The 26,003-nt window shown below is 64.3% G+C and carries 25 protein-coding genes and 1 tRNA gene; 9 read left to right on the top strand and 17 right to left on the bottom strand.

Annotated features, from left to right (window positions below; translation table 11 throughout):
- Positions 1-33: 33 nt before the first annotated feature.
- Both HD842_RS06370 and HD842_RS06365 read right to left on the bottom strand, forming a co-directional pair.
- Positions 34-492 carry a MarR family winged helix-turn-helix transcriptional regulator gene (locus tag HD842_RS06370; RefSeq protein WP_183552377.1) on the bottom strand — a complete coding sequence of 153 codons (459 nt, stop codon included), beginning with the start codon at positions 490-492 and terminating at the stop codon, positions 34-36.
- A 9-nt stretch (positions 493-501) separates the two neighbouring features.
- Positions 502-915, bottom strand: a complete 414-nt coding sequence (locus HD842_RS06365) for an Rrf2 family transcriptional regulator (protein WP_183552375.1) — start codon at positions 913-915, stop codon at positions 502-504.
- Positions 916-1,095: 180 nt separating this feature from the next.
- Here HD842_RS06365 and HD842_RS06360 point away from each other — a divergent pair, with 180 nt between their 5' ends.
- Complete coding sequence (locus HD842_RS06360; RefSeq protein WP_183552373.1) at positions 1,096-1,476, top strand: translational machinery protein; 381 nt, start codon at positions 1,096-1,098, stop codon at positions 1,474-1,476.
- A 114-nt stretch (positions 1,477-1,590) separates the two neighbouring features.
- Here HD842_RS06360 and HD842_RS06355 read toward each other — a convergent pair whose 3' ends face one another.
- A complete protein-coding gene (locus HD842_RS06355; protein WP_183552371.1) occupies positions 1,591-2,178 on the bottom strand; it encodes a CGNR zinc finger domain-containing protein in 588 nt (195 codons plus the stop codon).
- 130 nt (positions 2,179-2,308) lie between these two features.
- Between HD842_RS06355 and HD842_RS06350 the strand changes: the two genes are divergently transcribed.
- The gene (locus HD842_RS06350; protein ID WP_183552369.1) at positions 2,309-3,220 is read left to right on the top strand and encodes an alpha/beta fold hydrolase; all 912 of its coding nucleotides are present in this window, start codon (positions 2,309-2,311) and stop codon (positions 3,218-3,220) included.
- 3 nt (positions 3,221-3,223) lie between these two features.
- Here HD842_RS06350 and HD842_RS06345 read toward each other — a convergent pair whose 3' ends face one another.
- Entirely contained in the window at positions 3,224-3,682 is a 459-nt protein-coding gene (locus HD842_RS06345; protein WP_183552368.1) for a DUF2721 domain-containing protein, read from the bottom strand.
- Positions 3,683-3,858: 176 nt separating this feature from the next.
- Here HD842_RS06345 and HD842_RS06340 point away from each other — a divergent pair, with 176 nt between their 5' ends.
- Genes HD842_RS06340 through HD842_RS06325 form a run of 4 tightly spaced genes read left to right on the top strand, consistent with a single transcriptional unit; the run spans position 3,859 to position 6,974 of the window.
- A complete protein-coding gene (locus tag HD842_RS06340; protein ID WP_221290135.1) occupies positions 3,859-4,896 on the top strand; it encodes an acyl-CoA dehydrogenase in 1,038 nt (345 codons plus the stop codon).
- Positions 4,884-5,657, top strand: a complete 774-nt coding sequence (locus HD842_RS06335; protein ID WP_183552367.1) for a PIG-L deacetylase family protein — start codon at positions 4,884-4,886, stop codon at positions 5,655-5,657. Before HD842_RS06340 ends, HD842_RS06335 begins: the two co-directional genes overlap by 13 nt.
- Positions 5,650-6,264 (top strand): class I SAM-dependent DNA methyltransferase, encoded by a 615-nt coding sequence (locus HD842_RS06330; protein ID WP_183552366.1) that lies wholly within the window; start codon positions 5,650-5,652, stop codon positions 6,262-6,264. The genes HD842_RS06335 and HD842_RS06330 overlap by 8 nt, the downstream gene beginning before the upstream one ends.
- Entirely contained in the window at positions 6,261-6,974 is a 714-nt protein-coding gene (locus HD842_RS06325) for a glycosyltransferase (RefSeq protein WP_183552365.1), read from the top strand. Before HD842_RS06330 ends, HD842_RS06325 begins: the two co-directional genes overlap by 4 nt.
- 28 nt (positions 6,975-7,002) lie before the next feature.
- Here HD842_RS06325 and HD842_RS06320 read toward each other — a convergent pair whose 3' ends face one another.
- From HD842_RS06320 to HD842_RS06310, 3 genes are all read right to left on the bottom strand, one after another.
- The gene (locus HD842_RS06320; protein WP_183552363.1) at positions 7,003-8,601 is read right to left on the bottom strand and encodes an alpha,alpha-trehalose-phosphate synthase (UDP-forming); all 1,599 of its coding nucleotides are present in this window, start codon (positions 8,599-8,601) and stop codon (positions 7,003-7,005) included.
- A 59-nt stretch (positions 8,602-8,660) separates the two neighbouring features.
- A complete protein-coding gene (gene cyoE, locus HD842_RS06315; RefSeq protein WP_183552361.1) occupies positions 8,661-9,647 on the bottom strand; it encodes a heme o synthase in 987 nt (328 codons plus the stop codon).
- 132 nt (positions 9,648-9,779) lie between these two features.
- Entirely contained in the window at positions 9,780-10,469 is a 690-nt protein-coding gene (locus HD842_RS06310; protein ID WP_183552358.1) for a hypothetical protein, read from the bottom strand.
- 306 nt (positions 10,470-10,775) lie between these two features.
- On the opposite strand from HD842_RS06310, the gene HD842_RS06305 reads away from it, so the two are divergent.
- From HD842_RS06305 to map, 3 genes are all read left to right on the top strand, one after another.
- Positions 10,776-14,006, top strand: coding sequence for a di-heme oxidoredictase family protein (locus HD842_RS06305; RefSeq protein ID WP_183552355.1), 3,231 nt, complete (start codon positions 10,776-10,778; stop codon positions 14,004-14,006).
- Between the two features lie 113 nt (positions 14,007-14,119).
- A complete protein-coding gene (locus HD842_RS06300; RefSeq protein ID WP_183552352.1) occupies positions 14,120-14,338 on the top strand; it encodes a ParD-like family protein in 219 nt (72 codons plus the stop codon).
- Positions 14,335-15,108 carry a type I methionyl aminopeptidase gene (gene map / locus HD842_RS06295; protein WP_183552349.1) on the top strand — a complete coding sequence of 258 codons (774 nt, stop codon included), beginning with the start codon at positions 14,335-14,337 and terminating at the stop codon, positions 15,106-15,108. Before HD842_RS06300 ends, map begins: the two co-directional genes overlap by 4 nt.
- Here map and HD842_RS06290 read toward each other — a convergent pair.
- From HD842_RS06290 to HD842_RS06245, 10 genes are all read right to left on the bottom strand, one after another.
- Positions 15,105-15,491: a DsrE family protein gene (locus HD842_RS06290; RefSeq protein ID WP_183552346.1), complete on the bottom strand. Its 387-nt coding sequence runs from the start codon at positions 15,489-15,491 to the stop codon at positions 15,105-15,107. The genes map and HD842_RS06290 overlap by 4 nt on opposite strands.
- Entirely contained in the window at positions 15,488-15,934 is a 447-nt protein-coding gene (locus HD842_RS06285; RefSeq protein WP_183552343.1) for a glycine cleavage system protein H, read from the bottom strand. Before HD842_RS06285 ends, HD842_RS06290 begins: the two co-directional genes overlap by 4 nt.
- A 35-nt stretch (positions 15,935-15,969) precedes the next feature.
- Positions 15,970-16,065, bottom strand: a tRNA-Sec gene (locus tag HD842_RS06280).
- 43 nt (positions 16,066-16,108) lie between these two features.
- Positions 16,109-18,028, bottom strand: coding sequence for a selenocysteine-specific translation elongation factor (gene selB / locus HD842_RS06275; protein WP_183552340.1), 1,920 nt, complete (start codon positions 18,026-18,028; stop codon positions 16,109-16,111).
- Complete coding sequence (selA, locus tag HD842_RS06270; protein WP_183552337.1) at positions 18,025-19,482, bottom strand: L-seryl-tRNA(Sec) selenium transferase; 1,458 nt, start codon at positions 19,480-19,482, stop codon at positions 18,025-18,027. Before selA ends, selB begins: the two co-directional genes overlap by 4 nt.
- A gap of 2 nt (positions 19,483-19,484) precedes the next feature.
- Complete coding sequence (gene fdhE / locus HD842_RS06265; RefSeq protein WP_183552335.1) at positions 19,485-20,516, bottom strand: formate dehydrogenase accessory protein FdhE; 1,032 nt, start codon at positions 20,514-20,516, stop codon at positions 19,485-19,487.
- Positions 20,517-20,697: 181 nt separating this feature from the next.
- Entirely contained in the window at positions 20,698-21,327 is a 630-nt protein-coding gene (locus HD842_RS06260; RefSeq protein ID WP_183552332.1) for a formate dehydrogenase subunit gamma, read from the bottom strand.
- 10 nt (positions 21,328-21,337) lie between these two features.
- Positions 21,338-22,267 carry a formate dehydrogenase subunit beta gene (gene fdxH / locus HD842_RS06255; RefSeq protein ID WP_183552329.1) on the bottom strand — a complete coding sequence of 310 codons (930 nt, stop codon included), beginning with the start codon at positions 22,265-22,267 and terminating at the stop codon, positions 21,338-21,340.
- Positions 22,268-22,270: 3 nt separating this feature from the next.
- Positions 22,271-25,345, bottom strand: a complete 3,075-nt coding sequence (gene fdnG / locus HD842_RS06250) for a formate dehydrogenase-N subunit alpha (RefSeq protein ID WP_183552326.1) — start codon at positions 25,343-25,345, stop codon at positions 22,271-22,273.
- 136 nt (positions 25,346-25,481) lie between these two features.
- Positions 25,482-25,832: a hypothetical protein gene (locus HD842_RS06245; protein ID WP_183552324.1), complete on the bottom strand. Its 351-nt coding sequence runs from the start codon at positions 25,830-25,832 to the stop codon at positions 25,482-25,484.
- Between the last annotated feature and the right edge of the window lie 171 nt (positions 25,833-26,003).

Below are 26,003 nucleotides of genomic sequence, written 5' to 3'. Positions count from 1 at the left end.
TGCTCCCGCTGAAAAATTACATCATAGATGATATTAATTTTTCGCGGTGTTTTCCAGATTCGCAATGAGTCTGACCAACAGCCCAACCAGCTGCGCCGCCTCGGCGTCGCTGAATCCCGCCACGCCCATGGCATTGACCTCAAGCAGTACCGTGCGGCCAATGGCCGCGCCAGCACGCCCCGCTTCGGTCAGGCTGACCGCCGAAGCGCGCTTGTCCGCCGCCATGACCTGCCGCTCGATCATTCCCATTCCTTCGAGCTTGTCGAGCAGTGCAACCATCGCCGGTTGCTTGATGGCCGAAGCGCGCACCATGTCACGCTGCAACATCGCTCCCTTCCATGACAACAAAAGCAGCGGACCGATCAGCGCCAGCGTCAGACCATGCGGGCGCAGACCATCATCAACCGCACGGTTGAACACGCGCGCGGCGTGATTGGCAAGGTAACCGGGCGCGACCGCAGCTTCCGGATGGATCTCGATCTCCGTCGACATGCGCGCCCCCTAGCTTGCCGACGGCGTGATGAAGGCAGACAGGCGCACCTGCCCGAATTCACGCAACAGCGTGCCGGCCGCCTGGGCCATGGCCACTTCGAGTGCGCCGTTGATTGCTTGCTCCTGCGGGCAGCCTGGGTGATCGACATTCGCGCCGATTGCGAAGATCACGGGTTCTTCGAGCGCCTGGTACACATCGAGCACCGTGATGGCGTCGGGATCGACCGCCAATACCCAGCCACCGTTGCGCCCGGACGTCGACGTCACATACCCTGCGGCGCGCAGTCCCCCCATCATCCGGCGCACGAGCACGGGATTGGTATTGAGCATGACGGCGAGTTCCTCGGAACTCGTGGTGTTGGTGCGGCCATGAATATGGCTCAGGACGTGCAGCATGCGCGCCAGTCTGAAGTCTGCTCTCATCGTTGAAATCCTCCTGGCATCATGATACCGAAACTTCAGGAGTTTCGATATCGTCGGGAGTTGAACGCAATTCGTCGAGTTTCAGTTTCGTCGACTGTGACAGGACGTGCGTGTGGTAGCGCACCCAGTCACCACGGGACATGCGCTATGCTCAACCCACACTTCATTATGAAAGCAACCATGTCCCTGAATAACACCGTCGTCTGGCTCGACCACACCAAAGCCCAAGTCATCCACTTCGACAAGAATGCGTCGGAATCCGAGTCGATGAAAACCCATTCGACCCACCCGCATCCGCACCAGAAGCACGGCGACAACCACGTCAACGGTGACGACAACACGCTCTTCTATAAAGATATCGCCGCAGCGCTGACCGATAGCGAGCAGATTCTGGTCGTGGGCCCGGCCGAAGAAAAGACCGCGTTCGTTTCCTACCTGACGAGCAAGATGCCGGCAATCGCCGACAAGATTAAGTCCGTCGAGACCGTGGATCATCCATCGGAAGGCCAACTGCTGGCCTACGCACGCGAGCATTTCATCAGCAGCGGCGGCATGCAGTAATTCGCTGACAGTCTTTCAGCGCAAGCGCGCGACTAACCCGCTTGCCGTCACGGCACAGCGGGGTTTTTAACGCCTCAGCATAAACCGCAACTTCAGCAGTATCGATTGCAGCGGCTACGCTCCCGAGCGGTTCCGCGCGCGAAACTGCGCTGCCTTATGCCGATTGCCGCACAGCGCCATGCTGCACCAGCGCCTCCGGTGCGATTTCGTGCGGTCATAGAACCACAGCACGCACTCCGGATGCTCGCATTGTCTGACCAGCGTGAAATCCCCTTCGGCCAGCAAGGTCGCGACAGCCTCGGCCAATACTCCCAACGCACGTGCTGGCGACGGCGCTTCGCCCTGACGCACGAGATGCGGCTGCGCCTCGTCCCAGACAAGCACCGGCGCTGACACCATCGCTGCCAGATAACGGTTCAGCAACGCAGGATCACCCTTTTCGCCCTCCATGCGGCGCGTGATCAGATCACGCGCGGCGGCGCGCAATACCTTCGCGTCGCGCAGCAGGGCATCCGCCGCGGGCCCGGAAGGCTGTCCCGCATCGATATCGCAACGCGTCAACCAGTCCAGCACGGCGTGGCTGCTCCGCCAGAAATCCTGCTGCGCGTCGCCGACGCCCGCCTCGGTGTTGAGCATGTCGAGCGCCAGATGATCAGCGATCAAAGGTGCTGCGCCAGCTTCGGGCTGCAATGTATCGGCCATGACTGCCTCCAATGTAATAACCATCAAGATTATACTTGAAGGGTTACTCCACCCATGCCACAATGCAACCATAACCTTTATTATTAATTTTTAGGGGTTATGCCAATCAATGTCATTCAGGAGAACATTCATGCAAGATAACCCTACCGCCTTGTCCACCACCGTAACGCCTGTCGTACGCTACGCCAGCATCGCCATCGATGGCACCGACGTGTTCTACCGCGAAGCCGGCCCGGCCGACGCGCCTGCCATATTGCTGCTTCACGGCTTCGGCGCGTCGTCGCACATGTTTCGCGACCTGATTCCCGCGCTGGCCACACACTATCGCGTCGTCGCGCCCGACCTGCCGGGCTTCGGCATGACGCGCACCGACCCGGCCTTCGCCTTCACGTTCGCGCATCTCGCGGACGTCATCGACGCTTTCACGGATGCCGTGGGTCTGGATACCTATGCGATGTATGTCTTCGACTACGGCGCGCCGGTTGGCTGGCGCCTGGCGGTGCGCCATCCGGAGCGCATCACGGCCATCGTGAGCCAGAACGGCAATGGCTACGAAGAAGGCCTGAGCCCGGGCTGGGCGCCGATGCGTGCCGCGTGGGCCGATCCGAGCGCTGCGAATCGCGAAGCACTGCGCACATTCAATTCATTCGAGATGACGAAGTGGCAGTACATGGAAGGCGTCCAGGATGTATCGCGCGTCGCGCCGGATGGCTATGCGCTGGCGTTCGCCGCCACCGAGCGCATCGGCGTGGATGCGCAACTGAACCTGCTGGTTGATTACGGTCAGAACATCGCGCAGTATGCGCAGCTGCACGCATACTTCCGTCAGTACCAGCCGCCGCTACTGGCAATCTGGGGCCAGAACGATCCGTTCTTCCTGCCAGCGGGCGCACACGCGTTCACACGCGACCTGCCGCAGGCCGAGGTGCGCTTCCTCGATACCGGTCACTTTGCGCTGGAAACGCACGGGGCCGAAATTGCCGATGCCATGCACGACTTCCTCGCCCGGCATGGCATGGATAAGCACAAGAACAAAGGGTAACGCTCAGGCCGGGCGCCCCGCGCACATGGCCATCGCCACCAGCTGCTGCTCACGCATCAGGCGATACGACATCGATACCTCGCGCATCAGGCAGATGAAGCCGGTCGTCAGGGCCAGCATCGCGCCAATGAAACTGGCAGCAATCAGATGGACGAGCGGCAGGCCGGTGGCGTCGCCGAGAAACAGCATCGCAATCACCAGGCAGACCAGCAGGCCGCACAGCGTGCTGGCAGCAATCGCGATATTGATCAGGTTGGAACGGCGGTGCAGACCGCTCAGCGACGCCACACACTCGGCATCGACGCACTTGATGGCGCGATCCTCAAGCAAACGCATCTGGTCGATGATGCGCCCAAGCCGGTTGGTCAGTACGATCAGCAGGATGCTGACACCCGCCAGCAGGAATACGGGCGCGATCGCCAACTGGATGACCTGACCGATATCGCCGAGCTGGAAGTTCATTGCAACGCTGTCCGTGAGAAGGAAGATGGCAGGAGTGTAGCAGCAAGACAATGTAAAACACGCGTGTCGGAATGGCGCTGCGCCGACTGAATAGTGCATGACTGTGTGATATGGCGAACAGGCGAAATCGCTCCTCGCCTGCTAGGATCAGATCGTTGCCATAAAAACACATCGCCATGCAGAATCCTGTTTCAACCGCCCCTGCACTGACCACCCTGCGCAGCAGCTTGACCGGCCTCGCCGGGATGCCCCCGACCGACGCGCTGGGTGAACTCGTGCACGCTGGCCATGCGCGCCTTCCACTACCAGGTCACGGTGCGACGCTGGCACGCTGGCAGGCACTCGCCGCCGTTGGCGCGCATGACCTGCCCCTGGCGAAGGTGTTCGAAGGCCATACGGATGCGGTGGCCATCCTGCACGAAGCCGGAGCGCACGCGCTGGCCGACATCCCGCAAGCCACCTGGGGCACCTGGTGTGCGGAGCCGCCGGATGCACGCCTGGCTCTGCTGGCCGTCGATCACGGCCATGATCACGGCCATGTTCTGCGCGGCCGCAAGGCCTGGTGCTCGGGGGCGCATGGCGTCACGCATGCGGTGGTCAGTTGCTGGGATGACGCTGGCGCTCCGATGCTGGCGGCGGTCGACCTGCGCCAGCCTGGCGTGCGCGTCACGGACGACGGCTGGAACGCAGTGGGCATGCGCGCCACGGCCAGCGTCGACGTCTGGTTCGATGATGTGGTGGCGACGCCGCTGGCTGGTCCGGGCTTCTATGTTGAGCGGGCTGGTTTCTGGCAAGGCGGCGCAGGCGTGGCCGCATGCTGGTTCGGCGCCGCCACGCGTCTGGCCGATGCGCTGCGTGAACGGCTGGCCGAGCGCAGCGATCCCCATCGCCTGGCCCAGCTGGGCGAGGTCTCGGTCGCACTGCAAGGCTGCGCCGCGCTGATCCGCGAAGCCGCCGCAGCCATCGACAGCGCACCGGGCGCGAATGCCATGCGCACGGCGATGACCGTACGTCTGAGCGTCGAAGCGGCCGCCAACACGGTCTTGCATGCCGTGGGCCGCGCACTGGGCGCCGGCCCGCTGTGCAAGGATGCCGCGCTCGCGCAGCTGTATGCGGACCTGCCGGTGTTCATGCGCCAGAGCCACGCGGAGCGCGACCTGGAAGCCGTCGGCAAGCTGGTTGCTGCCCTGGAGGACGCGCCATGGACCTTGTGAACAGATCACGTCATATTGGCGGCACCGGCCCGGCAGCGGACGACTGGGCGCGCGACGCTGCGCTGGCTGCCGTTCCGCAGATCACGCTGGATGCGATGATCCCGCCCGGCACGCGCGTCGTCGTGGTTGCACCCCATCCCGATGACGAAATCCTGACCTGCGGCGCCTTGCTGCACCTGGTCGCCGCGCGCGGTGACGCGCCGCTGATCGTGGCGGTCACCGATGGTGAAGCCAGCCATCCCGGCTCGCCTGCGTGGCCACCGGAGCGCCTGCGTCAGGCGCGCACCGATGAAACGGATGCCGCCCTGGCCCACCTGGGCATCGACGCCGACCGCGTGCGACGCCTGCATATCCCGGACGGCGGCGTCACCGCCGCCGCGCCCGAGCTCGAGCGCCAGCTGGCCGCGATCATCGCGCCGGGCGACATCGTCATTACCACCTGGCGCTTCGACGGCCATCCCGACCACGAATCGACGGCGCTGGCCTGCAGCGCCGTCGCCCGCCAGTGCGGCGCCCGCGTGCTGCAGGCGCCGGTCTGGGGCTGGCACTGGAGTGCGCCGGGCGACGGCGCAATGCCCATGAGCCAGGCGCGCAAATTACCGGTGCCAAACGATGCGCTGGCGCGCAAGCGTGCCGCCCTCGGGTGCTTCCACAGCCAGATCGAGGGCGACGCCAGCAGCGGCGCAGCGCCCATCCTGCCCGCGTTTGCGATGGAACGCGTCCTGCATCCTTTTGAACTCTACTTCCCCGACCATGCGTGACGCCCAACCCCTGGCCCATTTCGAAACCCTGTACGCCCAATCGGACGATCCGTGGGACGTGCGCAGCGCCTGGTACGAACAGCGCAAGCGTGCGATCCTGCTCGCCAGCCTGGGTAAGCCGCACTACCGCAGCGCGTTCGAGCCGGGCTGCGGCAACGGTGAAATGAGCGTTGCGCTGGCCGCACGTTGCGACCGCCTGCTGGCCTGCGACGGCGCCACCAGTGCGTTGGACGCCGCACGGCGCCGCGTCCCCGACGCCGCCACGCGCGGCATCCGCTTCGAGACACGCCGCCTGCCGGCTGACTGGCCGCTGGACGACACGTTCGATCTGGTCGTACTCAGCGAACTGCTGTATTACTTCGACGAAGACGCGATCGCCTCGATGCTGGCGGGTGCTGCGGCCAACCTGGCGCCGGACGGCGAACTGGTGCTGTGCCACTACCTGCACGACTTCGACGACCGGATCACGCCGACGGCGACGGTGCACGATATCGCCGATGCGCTGCCCGGCCTGCGCCGCGCGCTGCATCATCGCGACGAGGCGTTCGTGCTCGACGTCTGGCGCCCGGTGGCGCCGCTGCAGAAAATACAGGGAGAACCAGCATGATCGGCGTCGCCATCCCCGCCCATAACGAAGAAGCGTGCCTCGGCGCCTGCCTGCAAGCCGTCCTGCGGGCAGCGACGCATCCGCAACTGGCCGGCGAACCGGTCATGGTGTGCGTCGTGCTCGATGCCTGCGACGACGGCACGGCCGCGATCGTGCGCGAATGGCAGACGGCGTTCGCGCTGGCCGGTTGCCGGCTCGACGCATTGGAAATCGCCGCGCGCCAGGTCGGCAGCGCGCGCGCTGCCGGCGCCCTGCACCTGATCGCAGCCGATGCGCGCTGGCTGGCGTTCACCGATGCCGACACGCGCGTCTCGCCGCAATGGCTGGCCGTGCAGGTCACGCTGGGCGCCGACGTCGTGTGTGGGTCGGTGGCGGTCGACGACTGGTCGCCCCACGCGGACAAGGCGCAACTGCTGCGCGAGCATTTTGCGCGCACCTACCATGACCGGGAAGATCACCGTCATATCCACGGCGCGAATCTGGGTGTCTGCGCGCTGGCCTACCAGGCGGCCGGGGGTTTTGCGGCAGTGGCCTGCCATGAAGACGTGCTGCTGGTGCGCGCACTGGAACTGTCAGGCGCCCGCTTCGCCTGGAGCGCACTGCCGCGCGTGTTCACCAGCGCCAGGCTGGATGCGCGGGCGCGCGGTGGCTTTGGCGACACGCTGCTGGCCGTGACCTGCGAGATGGAAGTGCCCCTGACAACGACCTGAGTGTTGACAGGGGTGTATCGTTACCCGGTCAACGCAGATAAGCGTGTGTCGGGCCACGCGTGATCCGGCGGCTCGCCTCGATGCACATGCCATCCACCAGCAACTGCGCCGCCCAGCGGAACACCGTGTATTGACTGACGACGCCGCGCATCGCGCGCAGGCGCCGGGTTTGCTCCTCAAACGGCATGTCCAGCGCACGCTCAATGGCGCGGGCCATGCCGGCGATGTCGCGCGGATCGACGATCAGCGCCTGATGCAGTTCAGCGGCAGCGCCAGCCTGGCTGCTGAGCACCAGCGCGCCGCGCAGGTCGGTACGGGCCGCCACGAATTCCTTCGCCACCAGATTCATCCCGTCATGCAGGCTCGTGACCAGGCACACGTCAGCCGCGCGATAGCACGCGGTGACGGTGGCCGCATCCGCGCTTTTCGCATGCAGCACGACCGGCTGCCAGTCATCCCTGCCAAAGCGTGCGTTGATGCGCTCCGTGAGCGCAACCACATCGCGCGTGATCGTCTGGTATGCGGCCAGCGCCGAGCGGCATGGCGCGCCGATCTGCAAGAGCGTTACCTGCCCGCGCAAGTCGGGCCGCCGCTCGAGCAGCAGCTCGAAAGCCTGCAGGCGCTCGCTCAAGCCTTTCGTGTAATCCATGCGATCGACACCGACCAGCAATCGCACGCCAGGCGCGATGCCGAACTGGCTGCTCACCGCGTCACGGATGCCGGGCGTGGCCACATCATTCCTGGCTGGCCACGCAATCGAGATCGGGTAGGCCCCGGCATGCGCCGCGCCGCGGCCCTGGATGCCGGGGATGGCAGCGCGCGCCGGGCTGAAATTGGTCAGATCGGCCGGCGTTTGCAAGCCCATTACAGTGCTGGCCAGCAAGCCCGCCATCATCTGCTGCGCCCAAGGGAACGTGGCCAGGGTCTGCGGCGTCGGGAACGGAATATGCCAGAACAGGATGATGACAGCGTCCGGCAGCTGCTCGCGCACCATCTGCGGCACCAGCGCCAGGTGGTAATCCTGCACCAGCACCACGGGCCGCTCGCTCGCGGCTTCGGCAATCACGGCGTCGGCAAAGCGCCGGTTGACGGCCACATAATGCGACCAGTCGTCAAGGCGGAAGGTCGGCGCGACGCCGGTCCGGTGGCACAGCGGCCACAGCGCCTCGTTGGCCAGCCCATCGTAGTAGCCGGCCACTTCGGCATCGCTGAGCCACAGGCGGCGCAGCCGGTACGGAGCATCCAGATATTCGGACAGGACGTGGTCGTTGGCATCGACCGTGGCACGGTCGGCCGTGCCGCTGCCATGGGCGATCCAGCAGCCGCCTTCTTTGGACAGGACGGCTTCGAGCGCCGTCACCAGGCCGCCGGCGGGCCGCTGGGCAGTAACGCCGTCACCCGTCTGCGAATGCACGCACGGTGCGCGGTTGGACACGACAATGAGTTCGTCGCCACAGCCAAGTTGGTCGATCAGTCGAGCCAGGTCGGCGCTATCGCGCACGTCCTCGGGCAGCAAGGCTGTGGGGCGCGCGATCTTGCGGCGCTCGCCCGGAAAGGTTGGAAGGGGTAGAGGCGCCGGATTGCTGCGCATCCTCGTCGTGGGGGCGGAGTGGTATCGAGCTGTCATGAGAACAGCTTAAGATGTTAGCGTTCTCCGCTTCTGTTCGATGACGAACCCAACGTGGCTCAAACCGCCAATAGCAAGGTCAGGTAATGGTCGGCCAGCAGTGCGCCGAACAGCAACGCCAGATACACGATCGACCAGGCGAATGCCTTACGCGCGATCGCGTCGCTGTAGTGCTTGTGGACCAGCCAGCCATGGCGCAGGAACACGGCATTCAGCGCGCACGCGCACGCCAGATAGAACAGCCCGCTCATGCCGACCGCCCATGGCAGCGCAGTCCCGACCGCCAGCGCCACGCTGTAACGCCAAACCTGCTGGCCCGTGTGGGCCATCCCGTGGGTGATCGGCAGCATTGGCAGGCCGGAGCGCGCATAGTCGTCGCGCCGCGCCATCGCCAGCGCCCAGAAATGCGGCGGCGTCCACAGGAAGATGATCAGCACCAGCAGCCACGCCTCGAGCGGCACGCCATTGGCCACCGCCGCCCAGCCGAGCGCCGGCGGCATGGCGCCGGCAAACCCACCGATCACGATGTTCTGCGGCGTGGCGGGTTTCAGTAGCAAGGTATAGATGAAGGCGTAACCGACAAATGTCGCGAGCGTCAGCCACATCGTCAGCGGATTGACCTGTGTGTACAGCAAGGCCGCGCCGGCGCCCCCCAGCACCAGCGAAAACACGACCGTCTGGGCTGGCCCCAGGTCGCCGCGCGCGGTGGCCCGGCGCGCCGTGCGGGTCATCCGTGCATCGACCTGCGCTTCCAGCAAACAATTGACGGCGAAGGCGGCGCCAGCGAGCAGCCAGATGCCAGCGGCGCTGTAGAGCAAGACGGACCAGGCGGGCGCGCCATCGGTGGCCAGCAGGCTGCCGATCACGGCGCAGAACACGGTCAGCAGCGTCACGCGCGGCTTGGTCAGCGCCCAGTACTGGCCGGCGCGCTGCGCCAGGCCACCAGCTGGCGAGGCGCCAATAACGACGCCAGTAGCGACGCCAGTAGCGACATCAGGAATAGCCAGGGTGGCCGGCGGGATTTCGACAACTTTTGAATTCGACATGATCGGGCGACCTCTGCAGGCAAGTGGTCATTTCACAGAACCCATCATGCTAGAGGAAAACGGCGGCGCGACCAACGGGCAATTTGTCCTACTTGCCAAGCGAGCCACATGCGCGCCGCCAGCAAACCTGCGTCAGCGCACCTGTTTTGCGCGAGCATCGACGCCGTGCTCATGGCGTAGACCCAGGGCCGGCACCCGGTGCCGCAGGACAACTGCTTGCAGACTGCACAGCGCCACGTAGGCCAGCAGTTCGACCAGCTCTTCAAAGACCTGTGCGCGCGACGCGACGAGATCGATATGGCATGACATATGGCCCTCGGCACAGGTTGAGCCCACGGCCGCGCCGAGCGCTACGAACAGCAGCAGCCACGGCGCGCTGCGCACGAATGCCAGGCGCACTACCTCGTCGATGCGGTAATGCCAGGCGCTGTACACGAGCCAGCCGATGAGCAGCACGGCGCCCGGCCAGACCAGCGGCTGGAACCACAGCGGCTCGGGCGGCAGCGCCCTGCCCGCCGCGTCGAACCCGGGCACGGCGCGCCAGGCGCGGCCCCAGCTCAGTTCGCGGCCCGCCAGCAGCAACCAGACAGGCGCGGCCCACAGCGCCAGCATCGCCGTGCGTTCCGGCCGACGGCGCATGAAGACGACGACCGCCACCACGAAGCCACTCAGCAATACGGCCACCTGCAGGTTTTCCAGAACGCCTGCTTCACGGCCCCACGACAGCGGCAGGAGCAGGCTCACGGGGTAACAGGCCACGAGCGCAGCCAGCAGCGCCCACTGCGCCGGGCGCGTCTTCGCCCACAAAAATAATCGCCCCATCGTCTCTCCGTTTACACAATTGTTGCCCAGTTGAACGGGCTAATTCGCAATTGTACGAATTGGCAGGTCGCGCACGATTGGTTTTTGGAGAAATGCGACGGGCCTGAAGCGTATTTATGGGTGGTGGACGGGCGGCAAGTGTCACATCGGCGCAGATTCCTTGACACGTCTCCAACGGGTCGGTTACCTTATGGTTAACAATTGCCTTTGAGCAATTATAACGATCCCGGTCGGTATTCATGGTCGGGGCATGCGGAAAGTAGTGCTGAAGTTCACCCATCGACGTTCATACCTAGGAGTTTCACCATGGATCAACTGCCTTGCGGGCAGTCGTCACGCCGCATCCGCATGCCCGGCGCGCCGCTCGCACCCATCCTGCTGTTACCGCTGCTGTTGGCGGGTTGTGGTGGCGGCACTGCCGAGTCGCCTGTCGCCGTCATGCAGAACGCCAGCGCCAGCCTGTTCAGGACCGTGGCCGGCGTGTTCGCCAGCACGGAAACAGCGCTGACCCCGGTCAAGGCCCAGGCCAGCTCGGCCGAGCGGCCCGATCTCGATGGCCCGGCGGCGATCGACCATGACAACGCCACGCGCTGGGGTAGCCGCTTCACCGAGGATGAATCGCTGACGCTCGACTACGGTGCGACGCAGACGATCACCCGCGTGCGGATCGACTGGGAAGCCGCCCATGCGAGCGCCTATCTGTTACAGGTGTCCGAAGACGGCAGCAGCTGGACCACGATCAAGAGCGTTACTGACAGCGTCGGCGGCACCGAGGATCTCACGGGCCTGAATGGCCAGGGCCGCTATCTGCGCGTGCAGGGTGTTAAGCGCGCCGGCCAGTATGGCTATTCGATCCTCGAGATCCAGGCCTTTACCGGCACGCCGGCCGCGCCAACGCCGAGCCCTGACCTGCCTGCGCCCGAGCTGCCAATCGACCTGACCCATCCGGGCGTAGCCATCAAGCCTGTGGCTGCGACGTCGTCGACGCCGGAGAACGGCGGCATGGCGGCCGGCATGGCCATCGACGGCAAGCCCGGTACGCGCTGGTCGAGCCGGCCCGAAGACGGCGCCTGGATCCATTTTGATTTCGGCGCGCCCACCGCAATCGGCTATATGAAGCTGACCTGGGAACAATCGTACGGCAAGGTCTACACGGTGCTCACCTCGAACGACGGCGTGACCTGGACGCAGTTGCGCCATGTCGGCACCGGCAAGGGTGGCGTCGAGGAATTCTTCAACCTGGGGTTCCGCGCCCGCTACCTGCGCCTGCAGGGTGTCGCTCGCGCCACGCAATACGGCTACTCGCTGTTTGAAGTCGAGTTCAAGTCGCCTGGCAGCGACAACACGCTACCCGATGCGCCGACGTCGGCCGTGGCCTTCCCGGCCAATGGCTCTGCGCTAAGCCCGCTGCCAGGCACGGCTGAGCCGATCGAATCGCTGCAATTTACCCTTGCAGACGGCACGCTGGTGACGCGCTTCGGTGCCCGTGGCCTGGCCCGCCATGGCCGTGAGCGCGGCGAAGAGTGGAACGAGATCGGCTATGGTCCGAACGACACGATCGACCGCGCCAGCGGGCTACCCGTCGACAAGGGCCCGGGCAACTACCTGACGTTCGTGCCGCAGTATCACAAGAACCGCACCTGGGGCGTCGAGATCATCGACAACAGCCGCGTGGCGGGCATCACGCAACCGATGCTGGTCGTGAACCAGTACACGACGGTCGACTTCCTCAAGGGCGGCGTCGCGTTCTTCCGCCAGTTCGACGAGCCCTATTCGACCGGCTATGGCTGGATGCGACCCGGCGAGCTGGTCAATAACGATATCCCGATCTGTAAACCAACGCCCTATCCGCAGAACAACCGGCTGGCAAGCGCCAACGGCATCAATGGCGGCTGCACCTTGCTGGTCAAGGATTACCCGGGTCACAGCGAGCTCAACAGCGACGGCTTCAAGACCGGCCGCAGCGTGCCGGGCCGGCCGCTCGTCAAGGGCGACATCATCGAAGTCTCGCCGTCGTATTTCACCACCCGCGAAGCACTGGGCGCGCTGGGCGACACGGGCGGCATCCGCTACTACTCGCAGGAATGGAGCTACGTCGTGGGCCAGGGCCTGCGCCCATGGTACGGCGTGCAGCCGCGCCTGAATTCGGTGCCGCTGCCCGATGACGTGCTGTCCGGCGGCCTCGGTTCGGTGTCGTATAACTACAGCGACAATGGCCTGTTCATGTTCCAGCAGCCGCACAATAACGTTGGCATGCAGAACATGCAGCGCTTCGTCGAAGGCCGGCGCCTGCTGCACACCAACTTCACCACGGGCGAACACAACGAAGCGGGCAACGACCGGTATGCGGCAGCAGTGGGTCTGCAGGGCGGCCGCTTCAACCAGTCCGCGTGTATTGCGTGCCACGTCGGCAATGGCCGCAGCCCGGCCCCGGCGGCGATCAACCAGCGTCTCGATGGCATGGCGGTGCGCGTGGCGCACGTCGGCCCGCAAGGCCAGCAACTGCCACATCCGACCTACGGCACTACGGTGCAGATGAATGCGGTGTCCAGCAATGGCACCCCGCAGAACTGGGGCACCGGCGTGCGCGTGACGGGCTTTGACACCCGCGTGGTCCAACTGGCGGACGGCACGAACGTCGAACTGCGCAAGCCAAAAATCGCATTCGATGGCCCGGTGCCGGAGACTGTCTCACTGCGCGCGGCCCAGCCGATGATCGGCACCGGTCTGCTGGAGGCGATCACTGAAGCCGACATCCTGGCGCGCGTTCGCTCGAGCCCGGACGGCGACGGCGTGCGCGGTACGGCCAACTTCGTGTTCGATCCCGAAACCGGCGCAGTGCGTCTGGGCCGCTTTGGCTGGAAAGCGTCGAAAGCCACGCTGCGCCACCAGGCGGCATCGGCGCTGCTGGCCGACATGGCGGTCACGTCGCCTGTCTACCCGAGCCTCAGCTGCGACGCCAACCCGGCCGGATGCGCCACCGCGCCCCGCCAGCGCGGGATCTCGGAAGCGGAGCTGCAGTCGATCTCGAACTACCTGGCGCTGCTGGCCGTACCGGCCCAGCGCAGCCTGGCCAGTGGCTTTCCGAAAGGCGTCGCGCCACTTGACGAGCACCGGGTCGACACGCGCCAGGTCGCCACGGGCCAGAAGCTGTTCGAGACGATGCGCTGCGTGGCCTGCCACACGGCGTCGATGAAAACCGGCGCGAACCACCAGTTCGCCGAACTGCGCGACCAGACCATCCGGCCATACACCGACCTGCTGCTGCACGATATGGGTCCGGGACTGGCGGACGACTACGTCGAAGGCCAGGCCACCGGCAGCATGTGGCGCACCGCGCCGCTGTGGGGCATTGGCTACAGCGACAAGGTGATGGGCAAGGATGGCAAGGTCGGCTACCTGCATGACGGCCGCGCACGCACCCTGAGCGAAGCGATCCTGTGGCACGACGGCGAAGCGGCCGCCGCGCGCAAGCGCTTCGAGAAGCTGGCGACCGTTGAACGCGAGGCACTGCTCGCGTTCCTGCGCTCGCTGTAAGATCTCGCTCGAGATGATAGCGCCGGGTTAGCACCCCGGCGCTTTTTTTTGGCTGGCATATTCTGCGGTCCGAATATATACTCTATAAACGTTTCATATACAGGAGTATTTCCATGGGCATTGTCAACATCGATGGCGACCTGCACGACCAGGTCCGGCTGGCCACCAAGGTGTCGTGCCGCTCCATCAACGCGCAGGCAGCGTTCTGGCTCAAGGTCGGCATGCTGGCCGAGACCAATCCATCGCTCAGCTTTAACGAGATCATGGCGCGTGAGCTGGCTGCCGCCGGCGTCGCGGTGCCACCGCTCGTCACCGGATTGCGTGTCGCATGACCAAGCAACCGCATGAACTGGCGCTGATGGCCGAGTCGGGGCGCCTGCTGGCGTCGGTGTTCGGCATGCTGGATGGCTTGTCCCTGGCAGGCATGACGACGCTCGACGTCGATACGCTGGTCGAGCGCTTCATTGTCGACGAGTTGCAGGCGCGGCCGGCCAGCAAGGGCCAGTACGACTACGGCTTCGTGCTGAATTCCTCGATCAACCACGTGGTCTGCCACGGCGTGCCGAACACGCGCGATGTGCTCAGGGACGGCGACATCGTCAACTTCGACATCACGCTGGAAAAGAACGGTTTTATCGCCGACTCCAGCAAAACGTACATGGTTGGCGACGTCGACATGAAGGCCAAGCGCCTGGTGCAAACGACCTACGAGGCGCTTTGGAAAGGCATCCGCGCCGTGCGGCCTGGCGCACGCCTGGGTGATATCGGCGCAGCGATCGAGCGCCATGCAAAGCGCAATGGCTGCTCGGTGGTGCGAGAGTACTGCGGCCACGGCATCGGACGTGAAATGCACGAAGAACCGCAGGTGCTGCACTTCGGCGCCAAGGGTACGGGCCTGAAACTGGTCGAAGGCATGGTGTTTACGATTGAGCCGATGCTCAATCGCGGCGGCCGTAGTGTGCGTACCGAAGACGACGGCTGGACCGTGGTGACGCGCGATGGCTCGCTGTCGGCGCAGTTCGAGCACACAGTGGCGGTGACAAAGACCGGCGTGGCGGTGTTGACGCTGCGGCCTGAAGAAACCGGAATGCTGACTGCTTAGAACACCAGCATACGCCAGCCGGGCGCGCTGCCCTGCTCGACGAACGTCACCATGCCCTCGACACCCGCGCATTGCGGCGCCAACGCAGTGAGGTCTGCGCCGAGTGCATTTAACGCCTGACTGCAGGCGCGGATCTCGACACCCAGGTCAACCGTCGCATCCAGATGCCGGGCGACCGTCCAGCGGTCAGCGCCGAAGCCGGTCAGGCGCGCGCTATTCTCGCGCAGCAGCCATGCGAGGGACTGGTTGGTAAACAACATCTTGACGGGCATGTCGAGCGCCGCCGCGGCTTGCGCCGTCATGAACGGCGTCGTCAGGGTCTCGGGCCGGGTCAGGTCGCATGACCAGACCATGATCGCCAGACCTCCCTGCGCTGGAATCACGGCTTGATCCAGTCATCGACCGGCTCGAGCCGCATGCGCCGTTCGGCCTGTTCAACGAGGTCGGCGCCATGCGCCAGCTGCGCGCGGTCGCGTTCCCAGTCGCTGGCCTGAATCACGGAAATCCAGCCGGCGCCGTACGGATCCTGATGGATCAGTTCTGGCGTTTCTTCGAGCGCCGTGTTGATCTCAACGATCGTCCCGGACACCGGCGTCTTGATCGTCACGACCGTCTTGCTCAGCTCCACGACACCCACCGTCTTGCCTTGCTCGACCTCGTTCCCCACCGGCTTGGGGCGGCACATGTAGAAATGGTTGCCGCTGATCTGCACACCGAATGCGCTCACGCCTACCTGCACGCGACCGTCATCCAATGGACGGCACCACATATCATTGTCGAGGTCGAAATAGCAGTCGTCTGGATAGTCGAAGCCGAGGATGATCATAGGAGTGTGTAAAACAGGAACAACAACAGAAAGAATGGCGGAAGGATGCGGGAGTCGAACCCACCCGGCGACGCATGGCGCCACCAACTGGGTTTGAAGCCCAGCCGCCCCACCAGGGACGATTTCCTTCCGTTGAGCCGCGATTTTACCTTGTCCGGAAAGATTGCGTCAGGCTCACGGTGATTTCTCGGAAAACAGCAACGTTCCCGGCCGCAGCAGGTGCACGTCGCCCACGCGGCGCAGCAATCCGATGCGGTCAAAGAACTCCAGGATCTGGATCGCGCGCTTGCGTCCCAGGCCCGTCAGGTCGCGGAACCGTGCCGCCGTGACCTGGCCACCCGCTTCTTCCGCGGCGAGCTTCCTTGCCAGCGCTGCCAGCTCGTGCATCACGGCCGGATGATAGAACAGGTCCTTGACCACCTGATACACGTCGCCGCCGCGCGCCATGCGGCCCAGTACCTGGCGCACTTGCGCTTCAGGCAACCGGGCCTGCAACGCAATGTCACGCACCCATGGCGGATCGAAGCGCCCTTCGCGCAGCATCGGCAGTGCGTGCTCGGCCACGATCTGCTCGGCCGCGCGCAATGCCACGCCGTGCTCGGGCAAATGCAGGAAGCCATTCCGGCGGGCGAGCACGCCGGCCTCGATCATGTGGCCCGTCAGCTGCAGCCACAAGGCCTCGGGCATGCGCGGCGCCGCCAGACGGCGGGCGCGCTGCACATCGGGGCCGATTTCATCCGGGTACTTGTCGTGGAAGTCACGCAAGGCCGCCAGCAGGCCGGCCTGCGCTTCATCCAGGCGCGCGCGGGCGATCAGCCACTCGCCGCCAGCGCCCACGACGATGTCGGGCACGCTGGCCAGGTCGAACGGCCAGCGGGCCAGGCCGCTGCTGCGCAGCCAGGTGGCGCCATTGACGCCGTACTGCGCCTGCGCCAGCGCGCCCAGCAGGCGCGTCAGTGGATCAACCGCGCGCTGCGTTTCCAGGTACGCCAGGCGCTCGGGCGTCTGGCGATAACGAATCGGCCCTAGCGGATCGAGCACCTGGCCACCGGCCACCGTGCGCACCGCCGACGCGTCTCGCAGGATAAAACGGTCGCCATGCCAGACATTGGCCGGCTTGTGCAGCACGAGCTGGGCCGGTGCGCCGGCGCCCGGGGCAATCGACGGCTGGCCCAGCACGGCCACCGTCGCCAGGCAATCCTGGGTCGCTGCGTGCAGGTACACGAGCGTGCCCGAACGGAGCGCCTTGTCTTCGGTGGCGGCCACCTGCAGCCAGACATCGATCCGCTGCGTGGTGAGCGCAATGGCCGGATCGCACAGCACCTGGCCGCGCAGTTCGTCCGTGCGTTCCAGGCCCGCCAGGCCCACGGCGCAGCGCTGGCCCGCTTCGGCAGCCTGCGCCGCGCGGCTGTGTACCTGCAGGCTGCGCACGCGGTACGTGTCGTCCGGCGAGGCCGCCAGCGACAACGCGTCGCCGATCGTCACGCCGCCCGCCGAGACGCTGCCGGCCACGACGGTGCCGACGCCATCCAGCGTGAAGGCACGGTCCAGGCCCATACGGAAACCTGCGCCCTCCACGCCGTCGCCCGGCGCAGCGGCCAGTGCGTCGACCAGATCAGCGCGCAAGGCGTCGATGCCGTCGCCGCGCACGCTCGAGACGTGCAGCACCGGATACTCATCCAGCCCGCTGCTGGCCAGCAGCGCGCGTACGCGCGCTTCGGTCTCGGCGACGCGCGCCGGCTCCACGCGGTCGATCTTGGTGATCACGGCCGCGCCACGGCGCACGCCCAGCAGCGACAGAATGGTTGCGTGCTCGATCGTCTGCGGCATAGGGCCGTCGTCCGCTGCGATCAGCAGCAAGCCGAAGTCGATGCCGCTGGCGCCGGCCACCATCGTGCGTACCAGCTTTTCGTGGCCCGGCACGTCGACGAAACCGATGCGGCGGCCGTCTTCCAGCGGCATCCAGGCGTAGCCGAGCTCGATGGTGATGCCGCGCCGTTTTTCTTCCGGCAGCCGGTCGGCGTCGATGCCCGTCAGCGCGCGCACCAGCGCCGTCTTGCCGTGGTCGATGTGGCCTGCAGTGCCGACAATCATGCAACTTCTCCGATGATGGCCAGGCGCAGGCCGGCCAATTGATTGATGACCTCGCTCGGATCGTCGACGCAGCGGCAATCAAGCAGCACACGATCGTCGGCAATCCGGCCGATGATCGGCGCCGGTAGACCGCGCAGTGCGTCTGACAACGCGTCGAGCGCCGTGCCCATGCCGCGCTTGCCGGACAGGACCGGTGCGATCGCCAGCCCGCACGATGGCAGGCGGTCGATCGGCAGCGAACCCGAGCCGATCTGGCTGAGCATCGGTTCGAGCGTGACGGTATAGCGCGGCGCCAGCGCAGCGCGCAGCGGTTCCAGGATCGCGTTTGCGGCCACGGCCACCTGCTCCTGCGTGCGGGTCAGCCAGCGCAGCGTCGGCAATTCATGCACGAGCAGTTCAGGTTGCAGGTACAGCTGCAAGGTCGCTTCCAGCGCCGCCAGCGGCAGCTTGGACAGGCGCAGCGCGCGCTTCATTGGAAACTTGCGGATGCGCCCGATGTGTTCGCGCGTGCCGACGATCAGGCCCGCCTGCGGGCCGCCCAGCAATTTGTCGCCCGAGAACATGACCACGTCGCAGCCGTCCGCCAGCATCTGCTGCGGCGTTGGTTCCTGCGGCAAGCCGTACTTGCCCATGTCGATCAGCGAGCCGCTGCCCAGGTCCGACACCAGCGCCACGCCGCGGGCGCGGGCCAGCGGCGCCAGTTCGGCCTCGCTCACCGCACTGGTAAAGCCCTGCACCATGTAGTTGCTGGTGTGGACCTTGATCAGCATCGCCGTGCGCTCGGTGATCGCGCGCTCGTAGTCTGCCAGGTGCGTGCGGTTGGTAGTTCCTACCTCGACCATGCGCGCGCCCGCGCTGTCCATCACGTCCGGCATGCGGAAGGCGCCGCCGATTTCCACCAGTTCGCCGCGCGAGATGATCGCTTCGCGTCCGCCGCTCAGTGCGGCCAGCGACAGCAATACCGCCGCGGCATTGTTGTTGACCACCGTCGCCGCCTCGGCACCGGTGATTTCGCACAGCAAGCCTTCGACGATGCTGTCGCGATCGCCCCGTGAGCCAGTGTCGAGGTTGTATTCGAGATTGTTCGGGCCGGCCATCATGGCCGTCAGGTGGCGGATCGCCACGTCCGGCAGTACCGAGCGGCCCAGATTGGTATGGATGACCGTACCGGTCAGGTTGATCACGCGGCGCATGCGCGGCGCGATCCGCGCAGCGATGCGCTCGGCCAGCGCTCCGCCCAGCGCATCGGGCGTTACTGCGCTTGCCGCGAGCACGCCAGCCAGCGCTTGCGCGCGCAGGTCGTCGACCAGCGCGCGTGCCTGCCCGGCGACCAGCGTGTGGCCGTGGGCAGAAAGTTGCGCCTGCACCGATGGCAAACGCAGCAGTTTATCGATCGAAGGCAGATCCTTGACTGACGCCTTCGAGCCGTGGACCACGGACTCGTTGAGCGACATGATCAATTACTCCGGTTCGATGGTGGAGCGATGGCCGGTTCGCCCGGTGCTTCCTCGCCGCCCGACAGCAGCAGCAGGTTGACGCCATGCGCCTCGTAGCCCGCTTCGGACACCAGGATGTCCAGCGTCAGCGACGCCAGGTCGTCGGCCACCGGATCGACATTGAGCTCACGCTCCATGCGCACGATCTTGATGTAGTGATGGCACTCGTCGCACGTTTCGGCTTGGACCGATGCCTGCGACGCGTCCTGCACGGCGCCATCGGTGGCCAGCGCTTCGAGTGAATGGTAGTGGATGCCCTTGGTGCTTTCGCAGTGGCTGCACTTGACCCGCACCATGTGCCACTGCGCGGAGCACAGCGAGCAGTGCAGATAGCGGAAGTTGCTGCCGGTCTGGTCAACGCGCGTGATCGACGACGTCGGCAGGCTGCCGCAGCATGGGCAGGTCGTCATGTCGAGCGTGCGGCCGTATGGCTGCTGGCGCGCGGCGCCATACGCTTCCTGGATCGCCAGGACCATGTTCGTCCAGTACACCTGCACACCGGCCGCCACCAGCGGTGCGGCGCTCATGTCCAGACCCGCCGCGCCCTGCAGCAGCAGTTCGGCCTGGCCTTCCAGATGGTCGTCGCCGGCGGCCAGAAGGGCTTGCACGGCAGCTTGCGCCGGGCTGCCCGCCAGACGCGGGGTCAAGAGCTCCAGCATGCGGCGCATCGCGCTGCGCCAGACCGGATCGCGCGGCCACAGCGGCGCCGGGACCGGTGCCTGGGCGGCGCGCGCGGCGGCGGCCAGGTCGTCCAGCGTCGGCAGCGTGACAGTCGGGTAATCCTGCAGGACTTCGTGCTGGACGGCGGCCAGTTCGGCGGCAAACAGCAAGAAGTCGTGCATCGCGTGCCCCGGCGCCAGCTGGCGCAGTCGGGTGGCACGGGCGGAGAACAACTCGCGGCGCACCGGGAGTTGGATATACGGCATTTGCTCGCCAGCCCGGACAGCGATTTCTTCGGGGCTGAGCAGCTTTGAGGCTTTGGTAATGCTCATGGAAAGGATGCTTCCTATTGAATTCTTGCAACGGCAATACGGTTCAAGCTGCCAAAGAACGTCGTTCCCGCGGAGACGGGAACCCAAGTGTGCCAGCGAATCGAACCGCATGCACACTGAGGTTCCCGCCTGCGCGGGAACGACAGTTTTGAAGCTGACTCAGAAGAGCAACAATACTACGTTAGCGCTTGTTGCGCTTGGCGTCCTCTGCCACTTCCTTGTACCACAGCGGGTGGTGCGACTTCGCCCAGTCCTCGTGCACGGTGCCACGGGTCATGGCGCGGAACGAGCCCTTGACCCAGATAGCGGCGTACACGTGCATGATCACGCTCAGCACCAGTGCGAGGGCCGAAGCCGCGTGCACCAGCATCGCGAAACGACGCAGCGGAATCGGGAAGAAGTCCGCGAACCATGGTTGCCAGAACATGAAGCCAGTGATCAACAGCAGCACCAGGCTCACGGCAAAGATCCAGAACACTGCTTTCTGGCCCGCATTGTACTTGTGTACAGGCGGCATCGCGTGCTCGTTACCCTTGAGGAGTTCCGGCGCCTTCTTGACCCAGGCCGTATCGGTCTTGGTCCAGAAGTTGTCACGTACCACGGCGAAGAACAGGAACACGAAACCCAGCACCATCAGCAAACCGAAGAACGGATGCAGGATACGGGTCCACTGTCCACCACCGAAGAACATGGAGAAGAAGTACATCGACGGATGGAACAAGGCAAGGCCAGTCAATCCGGCGCAGATGAACAACAGAGCCACGGCCCAGTGGTTCATGCGCGTCATGTCGCGATAGCGAGTGATAAACATGGTCTTCTCCTTATACCCGTTCGCCGTCGCGCTGGTCGGGACCAGGCGTCGGCTGAACATCGGGTTCGTCGTGGTGCGTCTCGATCGGGCCAACCTTCATGTAGTGGAAGAAGCCGGCCACAGCAGCGCCGACCATTGCAGCCACACCCAGCGGCTTGGCGATACCCTTCCACAGCGCCACTGTCGGGCTGATGGTCGGGTTTTCTGGCAGGCCGGCATACAGGTTCGGCTTGTCCGCGTGCTGCAGCACGTACATCACGTGCGTGCCGCCCACACCGGCCGGGTTGTACAAACCGGCGTTCTTGTAACCACGCTCCTTCAGGTCGACCACGCGGTCACCCGCGTACTCGATCATGTCTTCCTTGGTGCCAAAACGGATGGCGCCAGTTGGACAGATCTTCACGCAGGCCGGTTCCATGTTCACTGCAACGCGGTCGGCGCACAGTGAGCATTTGTAGGCCTTCGAGTCCACCTTGCTGATGCGTGGCACATCGAACGGGCAGCCGGCGACGCAATAGCCGCAGCCGATGCAGTTTTCGCTGATGAAGTCAACGATACCGTTCGTGTACTTGACGATCGCGCCCGGCGCCGGGCAGGCCTTCAGGCAGCCTGGCTCGTCGCAGTGCATGCAGCCGTCCTTGCGGATCAGCCACTCCAGGCGATCGCCTTCGTCCGGGGACTTGGTCACGACTTCCGAGAACTTCATGACGGTCCACGACTGTGGCGTCAGGTCGATCGGGTTGTCGTAGGTACCGTGGTTTTCGCCGATTTCATCGCGCAGATCGTTCCACTGCATGCACGCCACCTGGCATGCCTTGCAGCCGATGCAGCTGGACACGTCGATCAGCTTGGCCACTTCCGGCTTGTGCGTACGGGCCACCGGCGACTGCGTGGTGGTTGCCGAACGCGCCGCAATATCGAGAGATTGTAATGAAGACATTGTTTAGACCCTTTCGATATTGACCAGGAACGACTTGAATTCCGGGGTCTGGGTATTTGCATCGCCCACGAACGGGGTCAGCGTATTGACCAGGAAGCCCGGCTTGGCCACACCGACAAAGCCCCAGTGGTTCGGCAGACCCACTGTATCGACCTTCATGCCATCGCAATCGAGTTGCGGAATACGCTTGGTCACCAGGCACTTGGCCTTGATGAAGCCGCGCATCGACGACACCTTGACCATATCGCCATTCGTGATGCCCTTGGCCTTGGCCAGCTCTTCACCGATTTCCACGAACTGCTGTGGCTGGATAATCGCGTTGGAGACAACGTTCTTGGTCCAGTAGTGGAAGTGCTCGGTCAAGCGGTAGCTGGTCGCGACGTACGGGAAGTCCTTGGCCGTACCGAACGCTTCCATGTCGCCCTTGAACACGCGGGCCGCCGGATTGGCGCGGGCAAGCGGGTTTTTCGGGTGCATCGGATTGACCGGGAACGGCGACTCGAACGGCTCGTAGTGCTCCGGCAGCGGACCTTCGGCCATGCCGGTTGGTGCGAACAGACGCGCCACACCTTCAGACGTCATGATGAACGGCTGCGTACGGTTCTCTTCGGCCGGATCGGCGTCAGGACGGATGTCCGGAATATCCGAACCAGTCCAGGCCGTACCGTTCCACGAGATCAGGTTCAGCGCAGGATTCCACGGCTTGCCCGTCTTTGGATCGGTCGACGCAGCGTTGTACAGCACGCGGCGGTTCGCCGGCCAGGCCCAGGCCCAACCCAGCGTTTGTCCGATGTTGTATGGGTCCGCATTGTCGCGGCGCGCCATCTGGTTGCCTGCCTGCGTCCATGCGCCGGCATACACCCAGCAACCGCTCGCGGTGCTGCCATCGTCGCGCAGCACGCCAAAGCCCGGCACCTGCTCGCCTGCCTTCAGGATGAGCTTGGTCGGATCTTTTGCGTCATAGATATCGGCCAGCGCCTTGCCGTTGAATTCCTTGGCCAGCTCTTCGGCAGAAGGGCTGTGAGGAATCTTGTACGGCCACGACAGCTTGGTGATCGGATCCGAGAAGGCACCGCCATCTTTCAGATAGAGGTTCTTCATGCGCGAGAACAGGTCGGCGATGATCTCGATGTCCGGCTTGCACTCGTACGGCGCTTCGGCGCCCTTCCAGTGCCACTGCAGCCAGCGGCTCGAGTTCGACAGCGAACCGTCTTCCTCGGCGAAGCACGTCGTAGGCAGGCGGAACACGGTCGTCTGGATCTTGCTTGGATCGACGTCGTTCGACTCGCCGAAGTTCTTCCAGAACTCGGACGTTTCGGTGTTGAGCGGATCCATCGTCACCAGGAACTTCAGCTTCGACAGACCGGCGATGATCTTCTTCTTGTTCGGGAACGATCCGACCGGGTTGAAGCCCTGGCAGATGTAACCGTTCAATTTACCTTGACCCATCAATTCAAATGCCTGCAGCACGTCGTACAGCTTGTCGATTTTCGGCAAGTAGTCGAAGGCCCAGTTGTTCTCTTTGGTCGCGGCATCGCCCCACCAGGCTTTTTGCAGGCTGACGAAGAACTTGGGATAGTTCTGCCAGTAGCTCATCTGGTTTGGACGCAAAGGCTTCAGTGCGCGCGGCTTGTAGTACGTTTCCAGGTCCTGCTCTTTATCCGTTGCCAGCGACAGATAGCCTGGCAGCGAGTTCGACAGCAGACCCAGGTCGGTCAGACCCTGGATGTTGGAGTGACCGCGCAGTGCATTCAGGCCACCGCCGGCGATACCGACGTTACCCAACAGCAGCTGCATGATCGCGCCGGTACGGATGATCTGGCTACCCTGGCTGTGCTGGGTCCAGCCCAGTGCGTACAGGATCGTCATCGCACGGCCCGGCTGGGCAGTCGACGCGATGTATTCGCAGACCTTCAGGAATTGCTTGACCGGGGTGCCGGTGATCTTGCTGACCTGCTCAGGCGTGTAGCGCGAATAGTGGCGCTTCATCACTTGCAGCACGCAACGCGGGTGTTCCATGGTCGGATCGACCTTGGCGTAACCGTCTTCACCCATTTCGTAGCCCCAGCTTTCATTGCTGTAGCGACGCTTGGCTTCGTCATAGCCCGAGAACAGACCGTCCTGGAAGTCGAAGCCTTCGTTCACGATGAACGGGGCGTTGGTGTAGCTCCGGACGTATTCGGTCTGGATCTTGTTGTTGGTCAGCAGATAGTTCAGGACGCCGCCCAGGAAGGCGATGTCCGAGCCAGCGCGGATCGGTGCGTAATAGTCGCTCATGGCGGCCGAACGCGTAAAGCGCGGGTCGACCACGACCAGCTTGGCTTTATTGTGATGCTTTGCTTCAATAACCCATTTGAAACCGCATGGGTGTGCTTCAGCGGCATTGCCGCCCATGATCAGTACAACATCGGCATTCTTGATGTCAACCCAATGGTTGGTCATCGCTCCTCGTCCGAACGTCGGGGCCAGACCGGCCACCGTAGGTCCGTGTCAAACGCGAGCCTGGTTATCGAATACGAGCATGCCCATCGAACGCATCGCTTTGTGCGTGATGTAGCCCGTTTCGTTGCTCGACGCGGACGCGCACAGCATACCCGTGCTCGTCCAGCGATTGACCAGCTGGCCTTCGGCGTTGGTCGGAATGAAGTTCGCATCGCGGTCAGCCTTCATCAGGCCGGCCAGGCGCGTCATCGCCTCATCCCAGGAAACGCGTTTCCATTCGTTGGTGCCAGGTTCGCGGATTTCCGGGAACTTGAGACGGTTCGGCGAATGGATGAAGTCGAGCAAGCCGGCGCCTTTCGGGCACAGCGTACCGCGATTGACCGGGTGATCCGGGTCGCCTTCGATGTGGATGATGTCCGAGGTAACGTTCTTTGCGCCGTCGCCCAGACTGTACATCAGCAGGCCGCAGCCCACCGAGCAGTACGGACACGTGTTGCGCGTCTCCTTGGCTTTCGCCAATTTATAGTGCCGCGTCTCTGCCATCGCCGGCAACGGCGAGAAGCCGAGCGCGACGATGGTGGAGGCGGCGAGTCCCGCACCGCTTGCGCGGAGGAACTGCCTTCTGTTCATGCCCATCTAGATTCTCCTGCTAGTAATGGATTGCGCACATCAGAATGGGGTCAGCCAGGGTCGTCGCCCTGGCTTTCTTTCCATCCTGACCGTTACCGGCGCCACCATGCGCCGGTGTGCGCGCCGTTGGACCCGCCGGCAATTATTTTGCCGGCGGCGTCGCTGCCTGCGTGGTGGCGCCATCGCCACCCGTTGGTTCTGAAGCACCGCTGTCGCGGGGTTTGTTCGAGTCTGCATCTTGACCGGCAACCATGCCGCCGATCGCGGTACCGCCTTCGGCAGGACCGGTTTCCGGCACCGCCGCGTCGGCGGTGGCCGATTCGGATTTCAGGCCTGCGTGCGGGTCAATGGCGGCGCCATTCGGACCGGCGACGTCCGGGGTCTGCACCGGCGCGGTCGCTTCCTTCTTCTGGCACGCGGCCAGGGCGAATACGGCGGTCGCCACGATGGCTGCGTTGCGCAGGGTAAGCGCTGTTTGTTTGATATAGATCATTGCAATATCCATTGACTTAGAGATACAACTGAAAATATAGCGGAAATGCATAATTCCTTGAATAAGTATTTTACGCACAGCCGTTCGCAAAGGGTGATATTCCGTGAGTTTTGACCCGCTTTTATGACAAATTTTTCCGTCAAAGGCGGATGTAAAGACTGTCTGGCCGCC

Source organism: Massilia aurea (assembly GCF_014200505.1).
Lineage (GTDB): Bacteria > Pseudomonadota > Gammaproteobacteria > Burkholderiales > Burkholderiaceae_D > Telluria > Telluria aurea_B.
Note: the sequence above shows the minus strand (reverse complement) of the source record. Positions and strands in the feature narration are given on the sequence as shown.

What these genes read in the sequence shown, in the direction of transcription:
- HD842_RS06370 (WP_183552377.1), bottom strand. Translation starts at nt 492, where the DNA reads ATGTCGACGGAGATCGAGATCCATCCGGAAGCTGCGGTCGCGCCCGGT.
- HD842_RS06365 (WP_183552375.1), bottom strand. Translation starts at nt 915, where the DNA reads ATGAGAGCAGACTTCAGACTGGCGCGCATGCTGCACGTCCTGAGCCAT.
- HD842_RS06360 (WP_183552373.1), top strand. Translation starts at nt 1,096, where the DNA reads ATGTCCCTGAATAACACCGTCGTCTGGCTCGACCACACCAAAGCCCAA.
- HD842_RS06355 (WP_183552371.1), bottom strand. Translation starts at nt 2,178, where the DNA reads ATGGCCGATACATTGCAGCCCGAAGCTGGCGCAGCACCTTTGATCGCT.
- HD842_RS06350 (WP_183552369.1), top strand. Translation starts at nt 2,309, where the DNA reads ATGCAAGATAACCCTACCGCCTTGTCCACCACCGTAACGCCTGTCGTA.
- HD842_RS06345 (WP_183552368.1), bottom strand. Translation starts at nt 3,682, where the DNA reads ATGAACTTCCAGCTCGGCGATATCGGTCAGGTCATCCAGTTGGCGATC.
- HD842_RS06340 (WP_221290135.1), top strand. Translation starts at nt 3,859, where the DNA reads ATGCAGAATCCTGTTTCAACCGCCCCTGCACTGACCACCCTGCGCAGC.
- HD842_RS06335 (WP_183552367.1), top strand. Translation starts at nt 4,884, where the DNA reads ATGGACCTTGTGAACAGATCACGTCATATTGGCGGCACCGGCCCGGCA.
- HD842_RS06330 (WP_183552366.1), top strand. Translation starts at nt 5,650, where the DNA reads ATGCGTGACGCCCAACCCCTGGCCCATTTCGAAACCCTGTACGCCCAA.
- HD842_RS06325 (WP_183552365.1), top strand. Translation starts at nt 6,261, where the DNA reads ATGATCGGCGTCGCCATCCCCGCCCATAACGAAGAAGCGTGCCTCGGC.
- HD842_RS06320 (WP_183552363.1), bottom strand. Translation starts at nt 8,601, where the DNA reads ATGACAGCTCGATACCACTCCGCCCCCACGACGAGGATGCGCAGCAAT.
- cyoE (WP_183552361.1), bottom strand. Translation starts at nt 9,647, where the DNA reads ATGTCGAATTCAAAAGTTGTCGAAATCCCGCCGGCCACCCTGGCTATT.
- HD842_RS06310 (WP_183552358.1), bottom strand. Translation starts at nt 10,469, where the DNA reads ATGGGGCGATTATTTTTGTGGGCGAAGACGCGCCCGGCGCAGTGGGCG.
- HD842_RS06305 (WP_183552355.1), top strand. Translation starts at nt 10,776, where the DNA reads ATGGATCAACTGCCTTGCGGGCAGTCGTCACGCCGCATCCGCATGCCC.
- HD842_RS06300 (WP_183552352.1), top strand. Translation starts at nt 14,120, where the DNA reads ATGGGCATTGTCAACATCGATGGCGACCTGCACGACCAGGTCCGGCTG.
- map (WP_183552349.1), top strand. Translation starts at nt 14,335, where the DNA reads ATGACCAAGCAACCGCATGAACTGGCGCTGATGGCCGAGTCGGGGCGC.
- HD842_RS06285 (WP_183552343.1), bottom strand. Translation starts at nt 15,934, where the DNA reads ATGATCATCCTCGGCTTCGACTATCCAGACGACTGCTATTTCGACCTC.
- selB (WP_183552340.1), bottom strand. Translation starts at nt 18,028, where the DNA reads ATGATTGTCGGCACTGCAGGCCACATCGACCACGGCAAGACGGCGCTG.
- selA (WP_183552337.1), bottom strand. Translation starts at nt 19,482, where the DNA reads ATGTCGCTCAACGAGTCCGTGGTCCACGGCTCGAAGGCGTCAGTCAAG.
- fdhE (WP_183552335.1), bottom strand. Translation starts at nt 20,516, where the DNA reads ATGAGCATTACCAAAGCCTCAAAGCTGCTCAGCCCCGAAGAAATCGCT.
- HD842_RS06260 (WP_183552332.1), bottom strand. Translation starts at nt 21,327, where the DNA reads ATGTTTATCACTCGCTATCGCGACATGACGCGCATGAACCACTGGGCC.
- fdxH (WP_183552329.1), bottom strand. Translation starts at nt 22,267, where the DNA reads ATGTCTTCATTACAATCTCTCGATATTGCGGCGCGTTCGGCAACCACC.
- HD842_RS06245 (WP_183552324.1), bottom strand. Translation starts at nt 25,832, where the DNA reads ATGATCTATATCAAACAAACAGCGCTTACCCTGCGCAACGCAGCCATC.